The following is a 19994-nucleotide window of genomic DNA, read 5'->3' on the forward strand; positions in this document are numbered from 1 at the left end:
GTTGAGGATCAGCCGCCGCCGATCGCGCGCACCACGTCCACGCGGTCGCGCGCCTGCAGGGGCGTGTCGCGCCAGCGCTCGCGCGGCACGACCTGGCGGTTCACGGCCAGCGCGAGCTTCTGGCCCGCGAGGCCCAGCGATTCGACGAGGTCGTGCAGGCTGGTGTCTGCCGGCAGCGCGTGCGCGGCGCCGTTCAGTTCGATTTCCAGCACGGCGTCACTCCTTGTGATACAGCTCGGCGCCGCGCTTCATGAACTCGACGGCCTTCACCTGCATGCCCTGTTCCAGCGCGGCGTTCGCGGCGATGCCCTGGCCGGCCGCGTAGTCGCGCACTTCCTGCGTGATCTTCATCGAGCAGAAGTGCGGGCCGCACATCGAGCAGAAGTGCGCCACCTTGGCCGAATCCTTCGGCAGGGTCTCGTCGTGGAAGGAACGCGCCTTGTCCGGATCGAGGCCGAGATTGAACTGGTCTTCCCAGCGGAATTCGAAGCGGGCTTTCGACAGCGCGTTGTCGCGGATCTGCGCGCCCGGATGGCCCTTGGCCAGGTCGGCCGCGTGCGCCGCGATCTTGTACGTGATGATGCCGTCCTTGACGTCGTCCTTGTCGGGCAGGCCCAGGTGCTCCTTCGGCGTCACGTAGCACAGCATCGCGGTGCCGTACCAGCCGATGTTGGCGGCGCCGATGCCGGACGTGATGTGGTCGTAGCCCGGTGCGATGTCGGTCGTGAGCGGTCCGAGCGTGTAGAACGGCGCCTCGTGGCACTGCTCCAGCTGCAGGTCCATGTTTTCCTTGATGAGCTGCAGCGGCACGTGGCCCGGGCCCTCGATCATCACCTGCACGTCGTGCCTCCACGCGACCTGCGTCAGCTCGCCGAGCGTCTTCAGTTCGGACAGCTGCGCTTCGTCGTTGGCGTCGTAGATCGAGCCGGGACGCAGGCCGTCGCCCAGGCTGAACGCGACGTCGTACGCCTTCATGATCTCGCAGATCTCTTCGAAATGCGTGTACAGGAACGATTCCTTGTGGTGGGCGAGGCACCACTTGGCCATGATCGAGCCGCCGCGCGAGACGATGCCCGTCAGGCGGTTCGCGGTCATCGGCACGTAGGCGAGACGCACGCCGGCGTGGATGGTGAAGTAGTCGACGCCTTGCTCCGCCTGTTCGATCAGCGTGTCGCGGTAGATGTCCCACGTCAGGTCCTCGGCCTTGCCGTTCACCTTTTCCAGCGCCTGGTACAGCGGCACCGTGCCGATGGGGACGGGGCTGTTGCGGATGATCCATTCGCGCGTCTCGTGGATATGCTTGCCGGTCGACAGGTCCATCACGGTGTCGCCGCCCCAGCGCGTGGCCCACGTCATCTTCTCGACTTCCTCGCCGATCGACGACGTCACGGCGGAGTTGCCGATGTTCGCGTTGATCTTCACGAGGAAGTTGCGGCCGATGATCATCGGCTCCGATTCCGGGTGGTTGATGTTGTTCGGCAGGATGGCGCGGCCCCGCGCGATCTCGTCGCGCACGAATTCCGGGGTGATTTCACGGGGAATGCTGGCGCCGAACGACTGGCCCGGATGCTGGCGGCCGATCATCTGCGCCATGCGCTTGCCGGTGGGGCCGGCCGCTTCCATCGCGGCGAGGTATTCCTGGCGGCGCAGGTTTTCGCGGATCGCAACGTATTCCATCTCGGGCGTGATGATGCCCTGGCGCGCGTAATGCATCTGCGTGACGTTGCGGCCGGGGAGTGCCCGGCGCGGCTTGCGCTGCAGGTTGAAACGCAGCTCGGCCAGCTTCGGGTCGTTCAGGCGTTCGACGCCGTAGTGCGACGACGGGCCGGCCAGTTCTTCGGTGTCGCCGCGCTCGCGGATCCAGTCGGCGCGCAGCGGGGCCAGGCCGGAGCGGATGTCGATCTGCGCTTCCGGATCGGTGTACGGACCCGACGTGTCGTAGACCCACACGGGCGGATTCGGTTCATGGCCGAACGATGCGGGCGTGTCGGACTGGGTGATCTCGCGCATCGGCACGCGGATGTCCGGGCGGCTGCCCGTCACGTAGACCTTGCGGGAATTGGGCAGCGGCGCGACAGCGGCGGCGTCGACGGTGGCGCTGGCGGAGAGGAATTTCGGATCGGCGTTCAAGTGCACTCCTTGTTGGTCACTAAGGGGCACTTAAAAACCGTCGCGAGCGGCCGCAGTTTTGTCAGAGAAGCGCAGCTGTACGAGAGTACAGCGAGCATCGCAGGACAAAAATGCAACGCGTAGCAGGTTTGGGAGTGCCCCGAAAGATCGGCGATCCAGCTGGAGGAGTACGAAGATGCGTAGTGCGAACGACGTGCACGTAGACTTTTCGAGCTTCCCTTCGCTGGCATTATCCAGATCAGGTTCAGAGGGTATTTCTCACCCACGCCGTTGATGACGGCGCAGGACCCCTAGCATTGGCGTCGTTTCGTGCAGTCCACGAAACGACGGGACGGAGTGTACGCGGGTTTTATGTGCTTTGCAAACGCGGCATCGGATCGGTCATAACGCGCCGGATCGCATGCGCGACGGCCCGCGGCGCCTCCAGCGGCAGCAGGTGGCCGCGTCCCGGCACGGTTTCCAGGACCGCATGTGGGATGAATGGCAGCAAGTGTGTGAGCAGCGCCGCCGGCGGGTCGACGCGATCCAGTTCGCCGGAAACTATCGTCACCGGCGCGCCGATCCGGCGCGCCCGGTCCGTGATGTCCTCCGCCATCGCCTCATGCGGCCATGCCCGCTTCGCAGCCGGCGCTCCGCGCAGGCTGTCCTCGACGACCTGGTTGCGCAGCGCAGGCGGCAGCGGGCCCGCCGTCAGCACGTGGTCGAGCGTGGCGCCGATCGAGACCGCATCGTCGTAGGCGTGCGTCATGGCGGTGCGCTGCGCCGTGTCGAGCGGCAGAGGCAGCGGCGGCGACGGCGCTACGAGGACGAGGCCGAGGAGCCCCGCCGGGCGGTCGCTTGCTACGTATTGCGCGACCTTGCCGCCCATCGAGTGGCCGACGAGGACATAGCGTTCCAGTGCCAGGGTGTCGATCACGCCGAGCACGTCGGCTGCCATGTCGGCCAGGCCGTAGCCCGCGTCCGGCTTGGGAGAATCGCCCCAGCCGCGCAGGTCCACGGCGACGTGCAGGTAGTCGTCCGGCAGGGCGTCGATCACGGGCCGCCACGTGCGCGCCGAGCCGCCCCAGTAGTGCAGGTAGAGCAGGGCGGTCGCGCCGCTGCCCGAGGTTTCGAAATCCAGTGTCATTGCAGCTCCTGTGTCGAAGGAAGCAGCACTGTAGCTTCCTCCGGATCGTACGATAATCCGATATTTCGTGGCATCATCTGACACTTCAGGTAGGAGATCGCATGGACCGAGTGACCAGCATGGCCGTATTCGTCAGGAGCGTCGAGGACGGCAGCCTCGCGGCGGCGGCGCGCCATTTCGGGCTGTCGCACGCGATGGTGAGCAAGCACCTGCGCGGCCTGGAGCACAGCCTGGGCGTGCGCCTGCTGACGCTCACCACGCGCAAGCTGGCGCTGACGGAGGCCGGCGAGAATTACTTCCGGCGCTGCGCGCAGATCCTGAGCGATATCGAAGAGGCCAACCGCGAGGCGATGCAGTTGCAAGCCGTGCCGCGTGGCCTGCTGCGCCTGACTGCGCCCGTCGCGTTTGGCGAGCAGTACTTGGCGCCCGCGCTCGCCGATTTCCTCGACCGCTATCCGGAGATCGTGCTCGACGTCGAGCTGACGGACCGCTTCGCCGACCTCGCCGGCGAAGGCTTCGACCTGGCGCTGCGCGTCGGCCGTCTGCCGGATTCCTCGCTCGTCGCGCGCCGGCTCGGCACCAGTCCGATGCTCACGTGCGCGGCCCCGGCCTACCTCGCGCGCCACGGCACGCCTGCGCATCCGTCCGACCTGGCCGCGCACCGCTGCCTGTACCTGAGCAGCGTGACGACGCCGGGCGAATGGTGGTACGAGGTCGACGGCGGGCCGGTCACGGTCCGGGTCGACGGCCCGCTGCGGACGAATTCGGTGGCGCTGGCCTGCCAGTCCGCGCGCGAGGGCCTGGGCATCGTGTTCGGTCCGGCATTCGCGCTCGCACAGTCGGTCGCGGCCGGCGAGCTCGTGCCAATCCTGGCGGACTTCGCCAGCGGCGCGCTCGACATCCACGCTCTGTACCTGAGCAAGCGCCATATGTCGAAGAAGCTGCGCCTGCTGATCGATTTCCTCGCCAGCCACTTCGCACGACCGGTGGGCACGAACGGCGTTTGATGCGATACTGTCGGCGTTGTTCCAACCCGCCCCGTACCCGCATTCCATGGCCACCCTGACCCATCTGCTCCTGTACCCGATCAAATCCTGCGCCGGCATCGCCGTCCGGTCCGCCACCGTGCTCGAATCCGGCCTGTTCGCGCTGGGCGTGCACGACCGCGAATGGATGCTGGTGACGGAGGACGGCCAGTTCCTCACGCAGCGCGAGCATCCGCGCATGGCACTGGTCCGGCCGCTGCCGGATGGCGGCAAGCTGCGCGTCCATGCGCCCGGCATGGACCCGCTGGTCCTGCCGCTTGCATGGGACGAGTCCGCGCCGACACGCACGGTGAAGATCTGGGACGACACGGTGGACGCCGCCGATTGCGGCGACGCGGCGGCGGACTGGTTTTCGAACGCGTTGACAACCCCGTGCCGGCTCGTGCGTTTCCACCGCGACGTCGTGCGCCCGACGAGCACCAAGTGGACGAACGGCGTGGAAGCGCAGACGCGTTTCGCCGACGGTTACCCGCTGCTGCTGATCGGCCAGGCGTCGCTGGACGACCTCAACGCCCGCCTCGTCGCGGCCGGCCGCCATACGCTGCCGATGGACCGCTTCCGCCCGAACCTCGTCGTCGACGGCATCGATGCCTGCGAAGAGGATTTTCTCGCGACGCTCACGATCGGCGACGTGGAGATCCGTCCCGTGAAGCCGTGCGCGCGCTGCCCGATCCCGTCCATCGACCAGGCGACGGGCATTCCGGGCCCGGACCCGCTCGACATCCTGCAGACCTACCGCGCCAATCCGCGCATGGAAGGCGCCGTGTGCCTGGGCATGAACTGCATCGTGACGGCGGGCGCCGGCAACGAGCTGCATCTCGGGCAGGAACTGACCACCGAGATCGCGTTTTAATCGAACGTCGCCAGCATCTCGAACGGATAAATGCCCCGCCGGTGCCCGTCGCTGAACGTCAGGTTCAACGCATAGGCGCCCACCGGTTCGATGGCGGCCAGGCGCACGTCCGCCTGTTCCGGGATGTCGATCCCGGCCCGCCGCTGCGCGCGGCATGCCGAGCACGGGCACGCGGCGCGCAGCCGCGCGTGCGTCACGCGCGCGCTGCGCCCGTCCGGCCAGTGCAGCGCCAGCACGCCCTGCGCGGCGTGGTTCTCGATGGTCTCCGGCAGCGCTGTCATGCTTGCGCCCCGATCTGCTGCAGCGCGAGGCGCACGGACCTGCGCACTTCCGGATCCGGGTCGTTTTCCGCCGCACGCAGCGCGGGCAGGGCGGCCGACGCGCCGATCTCGCCCAGCGCCAGCGCCGCTTCCTTGCGCAGATTGCTGATCGTGTGCGTGAGTGCGGCGGTCAATCCGGGCAGCGCATCCACATTGCGCAGGCGGCCAAGGCTGCGGGCGGCGCGCAGGCGCACCTGCCAGTAGGCGTCGTCCAGCGCGGTGACGAGGGCCGGCGCCGCGTCGCGCAGGCGCAGCTTGCCGAGCGTCGTCGCCGCTTCCTCGCGCACCTGCCAGGCCTGGTCCGACAACGCGGCCAGCAGGGCGGCCAGCACGGCGGGCGTCTCTTCCGCAAAACCCAGCGCACCGGCCGCCGCGCGGCGGACTTCCGGCACCGGGTCCTCGGTCGCCAGCCGCGTCAGCGCGTCGACCGCGTCGAGGCGTTTCAGATAACCCAGTACGGTCACCGCTTCGCGGCGCACGAGCGGGTCCGCATCGCCCAGGGCCGCCAGCGCGGGCGCAAAACTGTCCGGTACGCGCAGTTCGCGCACGCCGCGCAGCGCGGCCGCACGCACGAACGCGTCGTCCGCGGCCATGAACGGCAGCAGTTCCTGCGCCGATTCTTGCAGCTTCAGTTCGGAGAGGCTCTGGGCCGCGGCGGCGCGCACGTCGGCATCCTCGTCCGACAGCAGGCGCGCGAGGCCGCGCACGGTCGCCGGCGATTCGAAGGCTTCCAGCGCCCGCGCGGCTTCCGTGCGCACGACGGCGGCATCGTCGCCGAGTGCGGCCAGCAGCAGCGGCACGTGGGCGTCGCCGTCCAGGTCGGCCAGGTCCATCAAGGCGATGCGGCGCACCGTGGCGTCTTTGTCCTGCAGGCGTTCAGGAAGAGAGAAATGCGGCTCGGCGAGTTCGGGGTCGTCGTAAAAATCGGAAGTCACGGTGTGTCCTTGCGTGGCAGGGTTCAGAGAGGGCCCAGTGGGCTCAGGCGCGCGAGCGGCGTGATGCTGGCCTGCGGGTGCAGCAGGTCCAGGCAGTGGCGCTTCAGGCGCGTGAAGTGGTTCGAGGTCATGACGTCCGGATGGCGCGGGCGTTCGAAATCGAGGTGGATCTCGTCGATGATGCGGCCCGGCCGGGGGCTCATCACGAGGATGCGGTCGGCGAGGAACAGCGCTTCGTCGATGTCGTGCGTAATGAAGATGATGGTCGTGTTCACGCGCGCCCACACGTCCAGCAGCAGTTCCTGCATTTTCAGCCGCGTCTGCGCGTCCAGCGCGCCGAACGGTTCGTCCATCAGCATCACGCGCGGATGGTTGATGAGGACGCGCGCGATTTCCACGCGCTGCTGCATGCCGCCCGACAGCTGGATCGGATAGCGGTCCTCGAAGCCGGCGAGGCCGACGAGGCGCAGCAGCTCGCGCGCCCGCTCGCGCCGCTCGTACCGGCCCACGCCCTGCATCTTGAGGCCGAAGGCGACGTTGTCCAGCACCTTCTTCCACGGGAACAGCGTGTGCTGCTGGAACACGAGGCCGCGGTCCGGATGCGGACCGGCGACCGGCGCGCCGTCGACGTGGATGCTGCCGCGGCTCGGCGTCCAGTGGCCGGCCAGCGCGCCGAGCAGGGTGGACTTGCCGCAGCCGGACGGGCCGAGCACGCAGACGAATTCGCCGGGCGCGATGGACAGCGACACGTCCTGCACGGCGTCGAACGCCTGCGCGCCTTCGCCGAGACGGATGCCGAGATTGTCGATCTCGATGGCGCCGCCCTGCGCCAGTTGCGCGTGTTCGAAGTGGGTCGTCTGGTTCATCGCTTCTTCCTTTGCATGTGGTACCAGGGCATGGCGAGATCGCCGATCTTTTTCACGAGCGCGCTGCTGCCCATGCCGATCACGCCGATGAACAGCATGCCGACGACGATGTCCGGGTAGTTCTGGATCGTGTACGCGGCCCACGTGTAGTAGCCGATGCCGAACTGGCCGGAGATCATCTCCGCCGTCACGAGGCAGAACCACGCGGTGCCCATGCCGATAGCCAGGCCCGTGACGATGTTTGGCGCGGCCGCCGGCAGGATCACTTCCGAGAAGATGGTCCAGCGGCCGGCGCCGAGGCTGCGCGACGAGGCGACGAGACGCGGGTCGGCGCCTTCCACGCCGTGGACCGTGTTCAGCAAAATCGGGAACAGCGCGCCGATGAACGTGATGAACACCATCGACAGTTCCGACGACGGGAACATCAGGATCGCCAGCGGGATCCAGGCGACGGCCGGGATCGGGCGCAGCATTTCCAGCGGCGGCAGCAGCACGTCTTCCAGCAGCCGCGAACGGCCGATGAAAAGACCGAGTCCGATGCCGGCGATGCCCGCCGCCGCGAAGCCGGCGAACACGCGCCACACGCTGGCCTTCAGGTGCAGCGCCAGCTTGGGCGATTCGAGCAGCGTCGCGGCGGCGTCCAGCACGTCCTGCGGCGACGGCACGTTCTGGAACGTGAGCAGGCCGAGGTCGAGGTGGCGCATCGATGCCCATTGCCAGGCCGCCACGCAGGCGACGAGCGACAGCGCGCGCAGCAGCAGGCGGCCCGCGCGGCGCAGCAGGGCCGGGTCGAGTGTGCGAGGGGCGGTTGTGTCCATGTAAGCTCCTAATAGGAAACAGGAAACGCTGCGTTTGCACGTCGTTCCCGCGCAGGCGGGAACCCAGGTTTTTCGACTACGGATGCAGTGCCTGGATCCCCGCCTGCGCGGGGATGACGGTCTTTAAGCTGACAGCGGTTTTTAAGCTATCAAATGGCCTTGCCGCCCTTGAGCGTATCGAAGTCCACGACCTTGCCCTTGACCTTCGCCGCCTGCGTCTGCGCATCCGCCTTCAGCAGGTAGGCGCTGACGTCCTTGCCGTCGGCCGCGACGACGAACCACGCGTCGCCTGCCAGCAGCTTCAGGCCCGAGCCCTGGTCGTGGGCGTACACGGTGCGCGCCTTCTTGCCCGACTGTTCCAGCCTGCGCAGCTCGGCGATGGCGGTGGTGGCGCTCGCGTAGTGGCGCACGAGCGGCTCGCCTTGCACCCAGATCTGCGTGAGGTGGCGGAAGTCCGTGATCGGTTTGCCGGTGACGGCGTCCTTCGCCTTCAGCGGCAGCTTCTCGTAGTTCTTCAGCTGCTTGCCGTAGTCCAGGCCCGCCTGCCTGAAGGCGGTGCGAATAAAGGTATCGTCGATGAAGCTGTTCACGTCGATGTCGGAATCCGTCCGCTTCAGGAGGCGCAAGGTCTCGATCGACGTTTTCACGGCCTGGCGGTATTCCGGCTTCCACGTGAAGTCGCGCGTCTGCAGGCCCACGGGACCGTGGAACAGGTAGTTCACTTCCGCTTCGATGCCCGTCACTTTCGCGATCAGCTCACTGTATTTTTCCGGCTCGGCCGCGATCAGGCGGTCCGCCTCGATGGCGGCGCGCAGGTACGCCACGACGATTTCCGGGTACTTCTTCGCATACGCCGCGTCGACGAGGCTGCCGTGCATCGTCGGCGCCTGGGACTGGGAGCCGTCGTAGATCTTGCGGGCGAAGCCGCGGTGCGGGAACAATTCCGCGAACGGGACGAAGTCGGCGTGCGCGTCGACCTTGTTGCTCTGCAGGGCCGAGCCGGCGACTTCCGGCGCCTGCGTCGTGATGTTCACGTCTTTTTCCGGATCCCAGCCCTGCGCCTTCACGGCGCGCAGCAGCATGCCGTGGGCGGTGGAGGCGAACGGCACGGAGATCGTCTTGCCCTTCAGTTCCGCCAGCGATTGCACGGGCGAGTTCTTCGGCACGACGATGCCGTTGCCGGAACCGAGCGTGCTGCCCGACAGGACGGCGATGAAGATGCTCTTCTTGCCCGCCTTGGCGTGCGCGGCGCCGTTGAAGGAGCCGGGGAAGTCGGCCATCGAACCGAGGTCCAGCTTGCCGGCCACCATCTCGTTCGTCAGCGGTGCGCCGGAGGTGAAATTCTTCCATTCGATGTCGTACCTGACGTCCTTGTACTTGCCGTCGTGCGGCAGGTATTTTTCCAGCAGGTGCAGCTCGCGGATCAGCAGGCCGCCGGTGGCGCAGTTGATGGTCGTGTCCTGCGTGCCGATGGCGACGCGGATCGTTTCGGCGGCATGCGCGCTGCCGAAGGCGAGCAGCAGGGACAGGGCAAGGAATTTCATGGTTGTTCTCCGTAGGATGGTTCAACGCAGCAGATAGGGGATATCGACATGGACCGCTCCGGTCGGGCAGTCCTTCTCGCACGGCATGCAGTACCAGCATTCGTCGAACTTCATGTAGGCCTTGCCCTTGATCATGTCGATGGCCAGCACGTCGAGGGGGCACACGTCCACGCACACGGTGCAGCCCTTGTGTGCGATGCATTTGTCGTCGTCGACGGTGACGGGGACGCTGGTGATGTTGATGGTGGTCGGCATGAGGTTCTCCTGGTCAGGCCGCGAGGGCCTCGGTCTTGTGCACGCGCAGGCGGCGGTAAGCGTCCTTCTCGTTGTCGTCGAGCGGAACGATGTATGGCGCGACCGGGCGCTTGAAACAGGCCATCGCGCCATCCTGCTTCTTCAGCTGCACGTGCACGAACCAGTCGGCATCGTTGCGCTGCGGGTAGTCCACGCGGTTGTGGTACAGGCCCCAGCGGCTCTCCGTGCGGTACAGCGACGCGCGCGCGGCCATCTCGGCGCAGTCGCGGATCGCGTGGATCTCCATCGCGCGCATCAACTCGTGCGGATTGCGTGCCTGCAGGCGATCCAGGTCGGCGCGGATCATCTCGAAGCGCTGCAGGCCGATCTCCATCTTGCGCGTGACCTTCGGCGGCTGCAGGTAGTCGTTGACCATGCGGCGCAGCTTGTACTCGACCTGGTTCGGCGGCAGCCCGTCCTCGCGCGCCAGCGGCGCCCACACGCGGGCGCGCTCGCGCTCGACCTGGGCCTCGTCGACGGCGGGCAGTTCGTGCGCCGCGCAGTACGCGGCCGCGCTTTCGCCGGCCAGGCGGCCGTAGACGAAGGCGCCCAGCATGTAGTTATGCGGGACGCAGGCGAGGTCGCCGGCCGCGTGCAGGCCGGGCACCGTCGTGCGCGCATGCTCGTCGACCCACACGCCGGACGCCGAGTGTCCGCTGCACAGGCCGATCTCGGAGATGTGCATCTCGACCATCTGCTCGCGGTAGTCCGTGCCGCGCCCTTCGTGGAAGCGGCCGCGGCTCGGACGCTCGTTCGTGTGCAGGATCGTCTCGATGGTCTGGATGGTTTCCTCGGCCAGGTGGTTCATCTTGAGGAAGACCGGGCCGTTGCCGCCCTGGAGCTCGTCGTAGAACTCCTGCATCATCTGGCCGCTCCAGTAGTCGCATTCGATGAAGCGCTCGCCTTTCGCATTCGTCGTGTGGCCGCCGAACGGGCCGGTGACGTAGGCGCAGGCGGGGCCGTTGTAATCCTTGATCAGCGGGTTGATCTGGAAGCATTCGATGCCGGACAGCTCGGCCCCCGCGTGATAGGCCATGCTGTAGCCGTCGCCCGCGTTGGTCGCGTTTTCGTACGTGCCGAACAGATAGCCCGATGCCGGCAGGCCGAGGCGGCCGGCGGCGCCCGTCGCCAGCACGACGGACTTCGCGCGGATCACGTGGAAGTCGCCCGTGCGGCAATCGAAGGCCATCGCGCCTGCGATCGAGCCGTCTGCGGCGGTCAGCAAACGGGTGGCGACGAGCCGGTTGGTGATCGCTACGCGCGCCCGTTTCAGGCGGCGGTACAGCACTTTCTTGATGTCGTGGCCTTCGGGCATCGGCAGCACGTAGGTGCCCATGTGGTGGACCTTGCGCATCGCGTAGTCGCCCGTCTCGTCCTTCTCGAACTTCACGCCCCAGCTGTCCAGTTCCTCGATCATCGCGTAGCTGTTCTGCGCGTACGCCATCACAGTGGCCTGGTTGACGATGCCGTCGTTGGCGATCGTGATCTCCTTGACGTACTGTTCGGGCGTCGCGAAGCCCGGCACGACGGCGTTGTTCAAGCCGTCCATGCCCATCGAGATGGCGCCGCTGCGCTTGACGTTGGCCTTTTCCAGCAGCAGCACGCGCAGCTGCGGGTTCGCTTCCTTGGCTTTCACGGCGGCCATCGGGCCGGCCGTGCCGCCGCCGATCACGAGCACGTCGACGGTTTGAATATGCGTTTCCATATCGGTTCCAGTTAAATGAATGTCAGGGATGGCGCGGCAGGCGCAGGGCGTACTGGAAGGCTTCGCCGCGGACGTACAGGTATTCGAAGTCGAGCGGCACGCCGTCCGCCGTCCACGTCAGGCGCTCGATGCGCAGCAGGGCGGCGCCCGGATCGACGCGCAGGGCACTGGCCAATGCGGCATCTGCATTGATCGCACCGATCTGGATGTCGGCGTGGCCGAGCGCGATGCCGTAGTCGGCCTCCAGGATCAGGAAGATGTCCCGTTCGGCCAGGTTCTCGCCGCGCAGGCGCTCGCCGATCGCGGGCGGCAGGTACGTGATCTCGAACGACACCGGCTCGCGGTCGAGCCAGCGCACGCGGTGGATCTCCGTCACGGGCGCGTCCGGCGCCACGCGCAGCCGCGCGGCCACCAGGGGCGAGGCTTCGACCAGCGCATGCTTCACGACGCGGTTGACGATCCGGTGGCCCTTGCGCGACATCGCTTCGCCGAAGCCTTCCAGCCGCGCCAGTTCCTGGCTAGGGCGGGTCTCCGCGACGAACGTGCCCTTGCCCGGCACCTTGACGATCACGCCTTCCTTCTGCAGGTCGCCCAGCGCCTGGCGCACGGTAATGCGGCTGACGCCGAGGAGGGTGCCGATCTCGCTTTCGGACGGCAGCCGGGCCTGCGGGGTATAGGTGCCGTCGGCGATGCGTTCGCGCAGCCGTTCACGGACTTGCGAATACAGCGGGACGGCGGATGGTTCGATGGCGCGAAAGGTGGCGTGGGTCATGGTCTGGTATGTCCTGTCATGACAAGTCATGATTGGCAGGATGGTATCGACGAGCGGGGACCCCGGGAACGAATGGTTTCGCGCTTGTTAATTCGGAAAACGCCTGAGTCGGTGGCCGTATATCGATATGCGGCGGATGCGCTAGACTGCGCGGATGCATTCCCTGATCATCCTGCTGCATGGCGTCGGCCAGACGCCCGCCGACATGGCGCCGCTGGCCGACCTGATCACCACCCATGATCCTCACGCGCGCGTGGTCGCACCGCCCGCCGCGCATCGCTGCGACCGTGGCGGCGCCGGCTTTCAATGGATGTCGGTGGCCGGCATCACGGAAGAAAGCCGTCCGGGCCGCATCCGTGCCGCGCTGCCGGCATTCGTCGCCACCATCGAGGCATTACAGCGCGCGCATCGCGTGGGCGCGGAGCAAACGGTGCTAGCGGGCTTTTCGCAGGGCGCGATCATGGCGCTGGCCGCGTGCCAGGACCGCTATCTCGCGCGCCACGTCGTCGCCATCGCGGGACGGTGCGCGCCGTTGCCCGAAGTTTGGGAGCGGCGTACGGCCGTCACGCTCGTGCACGGCCGCCGGGACGGGACGGTGCCCGTGCAGCACAGCGAACGCGTGTCCGAACGCCTCGCCGCACTCGGGGCGGACGTGCGGCTGGACGTCGTCCCCCGCGCCGTCCACCTGCTGGCGCCGCCGCTGCTGGACCGGGCCTGGGACGCGGTACGCGCAACATCGAGATGACATCTTGGCAATATTGTTAGCCTTACCTCATCATTTTCGTTTCCAAGCCGCGTAAGTTCGCGTAAATTAGGGTTCTTGCTGAAGGGGAACCACACATGCACGAGCGCGGCGCCAGCGTGCGCGAACTCATCGCCGAGAACGAGGCCTTGCGCCGCCAGTTGGCCAGCCTGATGGACCAGGCCGAGGGCAACCACGCCATCATGATGCGGCACCAGGCGTTCGACCTGGAAATCGTCGGCGCGGGCACCTTCCAGGAACTGGTCGGCACGATCTTCCGCCTGCTGCCCGTGGTGTCCGACCTCGACGCCGTCACCCTGTCGCTCGTCGACACGGACGCCGACATCTACACCGTCATGCACAAGCTGGGCGTTGATTTCGAGGCGTTTCCCAACCTGCTGTTCCACGACAACGTCGATGGCCTCGGCTATGACCTGACCGCCGGCCGCACGCCGAAACCGCGGCTGATACCGTTCGACGCGGCCACGCAGCGCCACGCCTTTCCCCATCCGCCCGCGGGCCTGGCCAGCGTGGCGATGGTGCCGCTGCTGCGGAATAAACGGCTGATCGGCAGCCTGAACCTGGGCAGCCGCGACCCGGGCCGCTTCACGCCGCTGCTGGGGACGGACTTCGTCGAGCACATGGGGTCGATCATCGCGATCTGCCTGGAGAACGTGATCAGCAACGAGATGCTGAAGTACATCGGCCTGACCGATGCGCTGACGGGCGTCTACAACCGCCGCTACATGGACCGCCGCCTCGTCGAAGAGATCTCGCGCGCGCGGCGCCAGGCGTACCGGCTGTCGTGCATGTACATCGACATCGATTATTTCAAGCAGGTCAACGACACGTACGGCCACCTGGCCGGCGACGACGTGCTGCGCGAAGTGGCGGCGCGCATCAAGGCCGAATTGCGCATGACGGATGCGCTGGGCCGCTTCGGCGGCGAGGAATTCGTCGTGCTGCTGATCGATGCGGACCTGGGCAGCGCCAGCATGGTCGCCCAGCGCATCCGCGCCAGCGTGGCGGAGAAGCCGTTCGTGATGCCGGAAGGGCAGATGCTGGACGTGTCGGTGTCGATCGGCGTGGCGACCCTCGACGATTTCGAGCGGGACCACGCGATCGAGGGCGTGGCGCAGCAGCTCGTCGCGCAGGCCGACCAGGCGCTCTACCAGGCGAAAGAGGGCGGCCGGAACCGCGTCGTCGCATCGACGTAGAGGTCAGCGTAAAAGCCGGCCCTCGGCCCGGGTCACCGCGTTTCCGGTGCCCCGCAACACGACGACATCTCCCGCCCGCAATTCCGTCTCCGGGCCCGGCTCGATGCGGTCGATCCCGCGCCGCACGGCCGTGACTTCGGCCCCCACTTCGTCCAGTTCCAGCTCCGCGATGCAGCGCCCGACGGCGCCGGCGTCGTCGCGCAACGTCACCGAATGCAGGCGCACGTAGTTGTGTTCCGTGCCGTCCGCGATGTCGCTGGCGCCGTGGAAGAAGCCGCGCAGCGAGGCGTAGCGCTCGTCGCGCGCGGCCTGCACGCGGTGCACGACGCGGCGCAGCGGCACGCCCATCACGACCAGCGCGTGCGACGCCAGCATCAGGCTCGATTCCAGCGCTTCCGGCACGACCTCGGTGGCGCCGGCCCGTTTCAGTACGTCGAGTTCCGTGTCGTCGTGGGCGCGCACGATCACGGGCAGCTTCGGCGCCAGCTCGGTCACGAGGTGCAGCACTTTCACCGCGAGGCGCGTGTCCGCGAACGTGATCACGAGGGCGCTGGCGCGGTTGATACCGGCCGCGATCAGCGCTTCGCGGCGCGTGCAGTCGCCGTACGACACGTTGATGCCGGCCGTGCGCGCTTCCTGCACCCGCTCGGGGTCGAGGTCGAGCGCGTACCACGGCAGCTTTTCTTCCGACAGCAAGGTGGCCAGCGACTGGCCGCTGCGGCCGAAGCCGGCGATGATCACGTGCTTCTGCGCGGCCATCGTGCGGCTCGCGATCTGCGTCAGCTGCAGCGACTGCAGCATCCATTCGTTGGTCGCCACCTTCATCACGAGCTTGTCCATGTTCGCGATGACGAACGGGGCGACCAGCATCGACAGCACCATCGACGCGAGCACGAGCTGGATGATGAACGGCGCGATCAGGTGCGACCCCGAGGCGAGGCTCAGCAGCACGAAGCCGAATTCGCCGGCCTGCGCGAGCGCGAGGCCCGTGCGCATCGCGACGCCGTCGGTGGAGCCGAACGCCTTGGCCAGCAGCGCGATCAGCGCGAATTTCAGCAGCACGGGCACGGCCAGCAGGAGCAGGACGACCCACCAGTTCGCGAGCACGAGCTGCACGTTCAGCAGCATGCCGATGGTGATGAAGAAGAGGCCCAGCAGCACGTCGCGGAACGGCTTGATGTCCTCTTCCACCTGGTGTTTATACGGCGTCTCGGAGATCAGCATGCCTGCCACGAACGCGCCCAGCGCCATCGACAGGCCCGCGTGTTCCGTGATCGCGGCCGCGCCCAGGGTGATCAGCAGGAGGTTCAGCATGAACAGTTCCTGCGAGCGGCGCTTGACGACGATGTTGAACCACTTGCGCATCAGCTTCTGGCCGAAGAACAGCAGCAGCGCCAGCACGGCGGCGGCCTTGATGCCGGCCCACGCGAGCGTCATCGCAAGCTCCTCGGCGGGTTTCGCCAGCGACGGGATCAGGATCAGCAGCGGCACGACGGCGAGATCCTGGAACAGCAGGATCCCGATGATGCGGCGTCCGTGCTCGCTTTCCAGTTCCAGCCGCTCCGTCAGCAGCTTCGAGACGATGGCCGTCGACGACATCGCCAGCGCCCCGCCGAGCGCCAGCGCGGCCTGCCAGCCGATCTGCATCGACGGGGGCAGGTAGCGCGTCCACAGCGACGCCAGCACCGTCACGACGATGGTCAGCACGACCTGCGCGACCCCGAGCCCGAACACGATGCGGCGCATGGCGCGCAGCTGGGCCAGCGAGAATTCCAGCCCGATGGAGAACATGAGGAAGACGACGCCGAATTCGGCCAGGGCCTGCGTCGTGGTGCCGTTGTCGGCGAGGTTCAGCGCGTGGGGGCCGATCAGCACGCCGACGGCGAGATAGCCCAGCATCGGCGGCAGGTGCAGCATCCGGAACGCGACGACGCCGAGGACTGCGCTGCCCAGCAACAAGAGTGTGAGTTCGAGGCCTGAGGTCATGGAGCGCGACGGCGAGGTCCCGTAAATATGTTGTTTGTTACGTCTGGCAAGTTTTTTGCTTTCCCAATTCGGATATACTTTGCCTATGAGTGTAACCGATGAAAAAATAATGCTGACAAGTTTTAACGAGGCCCAGGCACGGCGCGCGCTGGATCTGGCCCGCGAGGCGCTCGATGTCGAAGGCGAAGCGATCCGCAAGCTGTCCGCGCGCCTCGACCGCGACGACAGCGTGCCGCGCGCCGTCGCGCTGATGATGGCGTGCAAAGGCCGCATCGTCGTGTCGGGCATGGGCAAGTCGGGCCACATCGGCCGCAAGATCGCGGCGACGCTGGCCTCCACCGGCACCCCGGCGCTGTTCCTGCACCCGGGCGAGGCCGCGCACGGCGACCTCGGCATGGTGACCTCGCAGGACGTATTGATCGCCATCTCGTATTCCGGCGAAAGCAGCGAACTGGCCATCGTGATCCCGGCCGTCAAGCGCATGAACGTGCCCGTGATCGCGATGACCGGCAAGCCGGAGTCGAGCCTGGCCCTGGCGGCGGACGTGCACCTGGACGTGGCCGTCGAGAAGGAAGCCTGCCCGCTGAACCTGGCGCCGACCGCGAGCACCACCGCGACCCTCGCGCTGGGCGACGCCCTGGCCGTCGCGCTGCTCGAACTGCGCGGCTTCAAGTCGGACGATTTCGCACGCTCGCATCCGGGCGGCGCGCTCGGCCGCCGCCTGCTCACGCACGTGCGCGACGTGATGCGCAGCGGCGACGCGGTGCCGAAGGTGAAACCGGACGCGCTCCTCACCGACGCGCTGCTGGAAATCTCGCACAAGGGCATGGGCATGACGGCCATCGTCGACGATGCCGGCCGTCCGGTCGGCGTGTTCACGGACGGCGACCTGCGCCGCCTGATCGAAAAGGTCCAGGATTTCAGCAAACTCGCGATCCGCGACGTCATGCACCCGAACCCGCGCCGCGTGCATCCGGAACAGCTGGCGGTGGATGCCGTCGCCGTGATGGAAGAATTCCGCATCAACCAGATGCTCGTCACGGATGCGGACGGCGTGCTGGTGGGCGCATTGCACATCCACGACCTCACGCGCGCCAAGGTGATCTGATGGTGACTCCGCTGGCACACATGGAGCGCGCGGCGCGCGTCAAGGTCATGATCTTCGACGTGGACGGCGTCCTCACCGACGGCAGCCTGACCTACGGCCCGGACGGCGAAGTCACGAAGACGTTCTACGTGCTGGACGGCCTCGGCATCCAGCTGCTGAACCGCACCGGCGTGCAGACGGCGATCATCAGCGCGCGCACGTCGCCCATCGTCATCAAGCGGGCGGCCGATCTCGGCATCACGCACGTATTCCAGGGCCAGCACGACAAGCGCCTCGCGTTCGCCGAGCTGCTGAATAAAACCGGCGCGACGGCCCAGGCGTGCGGCTACATCGGCGACGACGTGATCGACCTGCCGCTGCTCTCGCGCGTGGGCTTTGCGGTGACGGTGCCGAGCGGGCATCCGGAAGTGCAGCATCGCGCCCATTACGTGACGAAGAACCCGGGCGGCCGCGGCGCCGTGCGCGAAGTCTGCGACATGGTGATGCGCGCCCAGGGCACCTACGAACAGGCGCTCGCGCCTTACTTCGGATAAGAGAGATATGGCTCCCGCAAGCTACAAGCGTACCGCGCACCGCTGGCGCCTGCTGCTCCTGATGCTGTTCGCCGTATTCTGCGCGTTCGGCAGTTTCTGGCTCGTGCAGGTGATGCAGGGCGAGGAGAACGGGCCGGGCTTCAACGCGGGCAACGAGCCGGACTACATCGTCGACAACTTCAGCTGGGTGCGCATGTCGGAGGCCGGCAAGCCGCGCTACGTGATCTCGGGCGAGCGCCTCACGCACCGCCCCGTCGACAACACGGCGCTCGTCGACAAGCCGGTCGTGCAGAGCCTCACCGACGAGCATCCGCCGATGACGATGACGGCCAACAGCGCGCTCGTGAGCCAGAACCAGAACCAGATCGACCTGACGGGCAATGTCGACATCCGGCGTCCGGCCGCCCCGGGCGCGGATCCGATGCGGATCCGCACCGAGGTGTTGACGATCCTGCCGGACGACGAGATCGCGAAGACCGACAAGCCGATCCACATGACGCTCGGCGCCGCATCGGTCGACGCGGTGGGCATGGTCGCCAACAACGCCACGCAGCAGATCGCGCTGGGTGGCCGCGGCAAGGTCACCTATCCGCCACGCCAGTCGCGCGCAAGTCACTAAAAAGGACTATCGAATGAAAAAAATACTCGCCGCCGCCATCTTCCTGCTGGTGCCGCTGGCTGCCTCGGCCGAGAAGGCGGACGCGCTCAAGCCCGTCGACATCGCGTTCGACAACGCCAACGTCGACCAGGTCACGCAGAACTACGTCGCCACCGGCAACGTGGTCATCACGCGCGGCACCATGATCCTGAAATCCGACCGCGCCGAGGTCAAGGAGTCGCCGGACGGTTGGCGCACCTTCATCCTCACGGCCAACCCCGGCAAGCTCGCGACCTTCCGCCAGAAGCGCGACGGCGGCCCGGACCTGTGGGGCGAGGGCCAGGCCCAGCGCATCGAATACGACGAGCGCAACGACCTCGTGAAACTGTTCTCGAAGGCCGTCATCCGCCAGCTCGAGGGCAAGAAGATCACGCAGGAGATGGCCAGTGAATTCATCTCCTACGACAACCGCAACGAGAAGCTGCTCGGCCTGAACGACGCCAACGGCACGGACAAGCCGGGCAATGGCCGCGGCAGCATCACGCTGCAGCCGCGCCGCGCCCCTGCAGCCGGCGCCGCTCCCGCTCCCGCTCCGGCAGGCAAGCAATGACGGAGGCAAGCGCAATGGAAGCAGGCACGCAGGCCGCGCCGGCCGAATGCGGCGGCAGCACCCTCGTCGTCAAGGGACTGCAGAAGAGCTACGGCAAACGGCTCGTCGTGCGCGACGTGTCGCTGCAGGTGGCGTGCGGCGAAGTGGTCGGCCTGCTGGGCCCGAACGGCGCAGGCAAGACGACCTCGTTCTACATGATCGTGGGCCTCGTGCCGTCGGACGCCGGCAGCATCGACATCAACGGCACCGACATCACGGGCCTGCCGATCCACCGGCGCGCGCTGCTCGGGCTGTCGTACCTGCCGCAGGAAGCGTCCGTGTTCCGCAAGCTGACGGTGGAAGAGAACATCCGCGCCGTGCTGGAATTGCAGCGCGAGAACGGCAAGTCGCTCACCAAGGCGCGCATCACCGAACGTCTCGACGAGCTGCTGACCGAGCTGCAGATCGAGAAGCTGCGCGAGAGCCCGGCGCTGTCGCTGTCCGGTGGCGAACGCCGCCGGGTGGAGATCGCGCGCGCGCTCGCGACCAATCCGCGCTTCGTGCTGCTGGACGAACCGTTCGCCGGCGTGGATCCAATCGCGGTGATCGAGATCCAACGCATCGTGCGCTTCCTGAAGGAGCGCGGCATCGGCGTGCTGATCACGGACCATAATGTGCGCGAGACGCTGGGCATCTGCGACCGCGCCTACATCATCAACCAGGGCGCGGTGCTGGCGTCGGGCCGTCCCGACGACATCATCGCCAACGAATCGGTACGCCGCGTCTACCTGGGCGAACACTTCCGAATGTAG

General features: G+C 67.1%; 21 protein-coding genes and 1 riboswitch. Of the genes, 9 read left to right on the forward strand and 12 right to left on the reverse strand.

Annotated elements, in window-relative coordinates; all coding sequences use genetic code 11:
• Window positions 1-8: 8 nt before the first annotated feature.
• From thiS to ASD28_RS09330, 3 genes are all read right to left on the reverse strand, one after another.
• The gene (thiS, locus tag ASD28_RS09320; RefSeq protein ID WP_056126600.1) at window positions 9-212 is read right to left on the reverse strand and encodes a sulfur carrier protein ThiS; all 204 of its coding nucleotides are present in this window, start codon (window positions 210-212) and stop codon (window positions 9-11) included.
• Between the two features lie 4 nt (window positions 213-216).
• Window positions 217-2130: a phosphomethylpyrimidine synthase ThiC gene (gene thiC / locus ASD28_RS09325; RefSeq protein WP_056126602.1), complete on the reverse strand. Its 1914-nt coding sequence runs from the start codon at window positions 2128-2130 to the stop codon at window positions 217-219.
• 198 nt (window positions 2131-2328) lie between these two features.
• A riboswitch (TPP riboswitch) is annotated at window positions 2329-2432 on the reverse strand.
• Window positions 2433-2479: 47 nt separating this feature from the next.
• Window positions 2480-3256, reverse strand: a complete 777-nt coding sequence (locus ASD28_RS09330) for an alpha/beta fold hydrolase (protein WP_056126604.1) — start codon at window positions 3254-3256, stop codon at window positions 2480-2482.
• 101 nt (window positions 3257-3357) lie between these two features.
• Here ASD28_RS09330 and ASD28_RS09335 point away from each other — a divergent pair, with 101 nt between their 5' ends.
• Window positions 3358-4263 (forward strand): LysR family transcriptional regulator, encoded by a 906-nt coding sequence (locus tag ASD28_RS09335; protein ID WP_056126606.1) that lies wholly within the window; start codon window positions 3358-3360, stop codon window positions 4261-4263.
• Window positions 4264-4309: 46 nt separating this feature from the next.
• A complete protein-coding gene (locus tag ASD28_RS09340) occupies window positions 4310-5155 on the forward strand; it encodes an MOSC domain-containing protein (RefSeq protein WP_056126725.1) in 846 nt (281 codons plus the stop codon).
• Here the strand turns inward: ASD28_RS09340 and ASD28_RS09345 are convergent.
• From ASD28_RS09345 to ASD28_RS09380, 8 genes are all read right to left on the reverse strand, one after another.
• Entirely contained in the window at window positions 5152-5436 is a 285-nt protein-coding gene (locus ASD28_RS09345; RefSeq protein ID WP_056126609.1) for a gamma-butyrobetaine hydroxylase-like domain-containing protein, read from the reverse strand. The two genes, ASD28_RS09340 and ASD28_RS09345, sit on opposite strands and share 4 nt — an antisense overlap.
• Window positions 5433-6410, reverse strand: coding sequence for a HEAT repeat domain-containing protein (locus ASD28_RS09350; RefSeq protein WP_056126611.1), 978 nt, complete (start codon window positions 6408-6410; stop codon window positions 5433-5435). Before ASD28_RS09350 ends, ASD28_RS09345 begins: the two co-directional genes overlap by 4 nt.
• 23 nt (window positions 6411-6433) lie before the next feature.
• Complete coding sequence (locus ASD28_RS09355) at window positions 6434-7276, reverse strand: ABC transporter ATP-binding protein (RefSeq protein WP_056126613.1); 843 nt, start codon at window positions 7274-7276, stop codon at window positions 6434-6436.
• Window positions 7273-8094: an ABC transporter permease gene (locus ASD28_RS09360; protein WP_082577339.1), complete on the reverse strand. Its 822-nt coding sequence runs from the start codon at window positions 8092-8094 to the stop codon at window positions 7273-7275. The genes ASD28_RS09355 and ASD28_RS09360 overlap by 4 nt, the downstream gene beginning before the upstream one ends.
• 149 nt (window positions 8095-8243) lie before the next feature.
• Entirely contained in the window at window positions 8244-9638 is a 1395-nt protein-coding gene (locus ASD28_RS09365; RefSeq protein WP_056126614.1) for an ABC transporter substrate-binding protein, read from the reverse strand.
• A gap of 21 nt (window positions 9639-9659) precedes the next feature.
• Window positions 9660-9893: a ferredoxin family protein gene (locus ASD28_RS09370; protein WP_056126616.1), complete on the reverse strand. Its 234-nt coding sequence runs from the start codon at window positions 9891-9893 to the stop codon at window positions 9660-9662.
• Between the two features lie 13 nt (window positions 9894-9906).
• Window positions 9907-11637 (reverse strand): fumarate reductase/succinate dehydrogenase flavoprotein subunit, encoded by a 1731-nt coding sequence (locus ASD28_RS09375; protein ID WP_056126618.1) that lies wholly within the window; start codon window positions 11635-11637, stop codon window positions 9907-9909.
• Between the two features lie 22 nt (window positions 11638-11659).
• Window positions 11660-12409 carry a GntR family transcriptional regulator gene (locus ASD28_RS09380; protein ID WP_056126620.1) on the reverse strand — a complete coding sequence of 250 codons (750 nt, stop codon included), beginning with the start codon at window positions 12407-12409 and terminating at the stop codon, window positions 11660-11662.
• Between the two features lie 154 nt (window positions 12410-12563).
• Between ASD28_RS09380 and ASD28_RS09385 the strand changes: the two genes are divergently transcribed.
• Entirely contained in the window at window positions 12564-13154 is a 591-nt protein-coding gene (locus ASD28_RS09385; RefSeq protein WP_056126622.1) for a dienelactone hydrolase family protein, read from the forward strand.
• A 95-nt stretch (window positions 13155-13249) separates the two neighbouring features.
• The gene (locus tag ASD28_RS09390) at window positions 13250-14368 is read left to right on the forward strand and encodes a diguanylate cyclase (RefSeq protein ID WP_056126624.1); all 1119 of its coding nucleotides are present in this window, start codon (window positions 13250-13252) and stop codon (window positions 14366-14368) included.
• A 3-nt stretch (window positions 14369-14371) separates the two neighbouring features.
• Here the strand turns inward: ASD28_RS09390 and ASD28_RS09395 are convergent, their stop codons facing one another.
• Window positions 14372-16354 (reverse strand): monovalent cation:proton antiporter family protein, encoded by a 1983-nt coding sequence (locus ASD28_RS09395; RefSeq protein WP_056126625.1) that lies wholly within the window; start codon window positions 16352-16354, stop codon window positions 14372-14374.
• A gap of 85 nt (window positions 16355-16439) precedes the next feature.
• Between ASD28_RS09395 and ASD28_RS09400 the strand changes: the two genes are divergently transcribed.
• From ASD28_RS09400 to lptB, 5 genes are read left to right on the forward strand one after another with little or no spacing between them, the layout of a single operon-like run.
• Window positions 16440-17462, forward strand: coding sequence for an SIS domain-containing protein (locus ASD28_RS09400; RefSeq protein WP_056126627.1), 1023 nt, complete (start codon window positions 16440-16442; stop codon window positions 17460-17462).
• Entirely contained in the window at window positions 17462-17995 is a 534-nt protein-coding gene (locus ASD28_RS09405) for an HAD family hydrolase (protein ID WP_229412385.1), read from the forward strand. The genes ASD28_RS09400 and ASD28_RS09405 overlap by 1 nt, the downstream gene beginning before the upstream one ends.
• A 7-nt stretch (window positions 17996-18002) precedes the next feature.
• A complete protein-coding gene (lptC, locus tag ASD28_RS09410; RefSeq protein ID WP_056126628.1) occupies window positions 18003-18614 on the forward strand; it encodes an LPS export ABC transporter periplasmic protein LptC in 612 nt (203 codons plus the stop codon).
• Between the two features lie 13 nt (window positions 18615-18627).
• The gene (gene lptA, locus ASD28_RS09415) at window positions 18628-19203 is read left to right on the forward strand and encodes a lipopolysaccharide transport periplasmic protein LptA (RefSeq protein WP_056126630.1); all 576 of its coding nucleotides are present in this window, start codon (window positions 18628-18630) and stop codon (window positions 19201-19203) included.
• A gap of 14 nt (window positions 19204-19217) precedes the next feature.
• Window positions 19218-19994, forward strand: a complete 777-nt coding sequence (gene lptB, locus ASD28_RS09420) for an LPS export ABC transporter ATP-binding protein (protein ID WP_056126632.1) — start codon at window positions 19218-19220, stop codon at window positions 19992-19994.

It is taken from the genome of Massilia sp. Root133 (genome assembly GCF_001426525.1).
In the GTDB taxonomy this organism is placed as follows: domain Bacteria; phylum Pseudomonadota; class Gammaproteobacteria; order Burkholderiales; family Burkholderiaceae_D; genus Telluria; species Telluria orientalis.

Excerpts from the sequence above, each read along its gene's own strand:
- ASD28_RS09330 (WP_056126604.1), bottom strand. The coding sequence starts at position 3,256 with ATGACACTGGATTTCGAAACCTCGGGCAGCGGCGCGACCGCCCTGCTC.
- ASD28_RS09335 (WP_056126606.1), top strand. The coding sequence starts at position 3,358 with ATGGACCGAGTGACCAGCATGGCCGTATTCGTCAGGAGCGTCGAGGAC.
- ASD28_RS09340 (WP_056126725.1), top strand. The coding sequence starts at position 4,310 with ATGGCCACCCTGACCCATCTGCTCCTGTACCCGATCAAATCCTGCGCC.
- ASD28_RS09345 (WP_056126609.1), bottom strand. The coding sequence starts at position 5,436 with ATGACAGCGCTGCCGGAGACCATCGAGAACCACGCCGCGCAGGGCGTG.
- ASD28_RS09355 (WP_056126613.1), bottom strand. The coding sequence starts at position 7,276 with ATGAACCAGACGACCCACTTCGAACACGCGCAACTGGCGCAGGGCGGC.
- ASD28_RS09360 (WP_082577339.1), bottom strand. The coding sequence starts at position 8,094 with ATGGACACAACCGCCCCTCGCACACTCGACCCGGCCCTGCTGCGCCGC.
- ASD28_RS09365 (WP_056126614.1), bottom strand. The coding sequence starts at position 9,638 with ATGAAATTCCTTGCCCTGTCCCTGCTGCTCGCCTTCGGCAGCGCGCAT.
- ASD28_RS09370 (WP_056126616.1), bottom strand. The coding sequence starts at position 9,893 with ATGCCGACCACCATCAACATCACCAGCGTCCCCGTCACCGTCGACGAC.
- ASD28_RS09375 (WP_056126618.1), bottom strand. The coding sequence starts at position 11,637 with ATGGAAACGCATATTCAAACCGTCGACGTGCTCGTGATCGGCGGCGGC.
- ASD28_RS09380 (WP_056126620.1), bottom strand. The coding sequence starts at position 12,409 with ATGACCCACGCCACCTTTCGCGCCATCGAACCATCCGCCGTCCCGCTG.
- ASD28_RS09385 (WP_056126622.1), top strand. The coding sequence starts at position 12,564 with ATGCATTCCCTGATCATCCTGCTGCATGGCGTCGGCCAGACGCCCGCC.
- ASD28_RS09390 (WP_056126624.1), top strand. The coding sequence starts at position 13,250 with ATGCACGAGCGCGGCGCCAGCGTGCGCGAACTCATCGCCGAGAACGAG.
- ASD28_RS09395 (WP_056126625.1), bottom strand. The coding sequence starts at position 16,354 with ATGACCTCAGGCCTCGAACTCACACTCTTGTTGCTGGGCAGCGCAGTC.
- ASD28_RS09400 (WP_056126627.1), top strand. The coding sequence starts at position 16,440 with ATGAGTGTAACCGATGAAAAAATAATGCTGACAAGTTTTAACGAGGCC.
- ASD28_RS09405 (WP_229412385.1), top strand. The coding sequence starts at position 17,462 with ATGGTGACTCCGCTGGCACACATGGAGCGCGCGGCGCGCGTCAAGGTC.
- lptC (WP_056126628.1), top strand. The coding sequence starts at position 18,003 with ATGGCTCCCGCAAGCTACAAGCGTACCGCGCACCGCTGGCGCCTGCTG.
- lptA (WP_056126630.1), top strand. The coding sequence starts at position 18,628 with ATGAAAAAAATACTCGCCGCCGCCATCTTCCTGCTGGTGCCGCTGGCT.
- lptB (WP_056126632.1), top strand. The coding sequence starts at position 19,218 with ATGGAAGCAGGCACGCAGGCCGCGCCGGCCGAATGCGGCGGCAGCACC.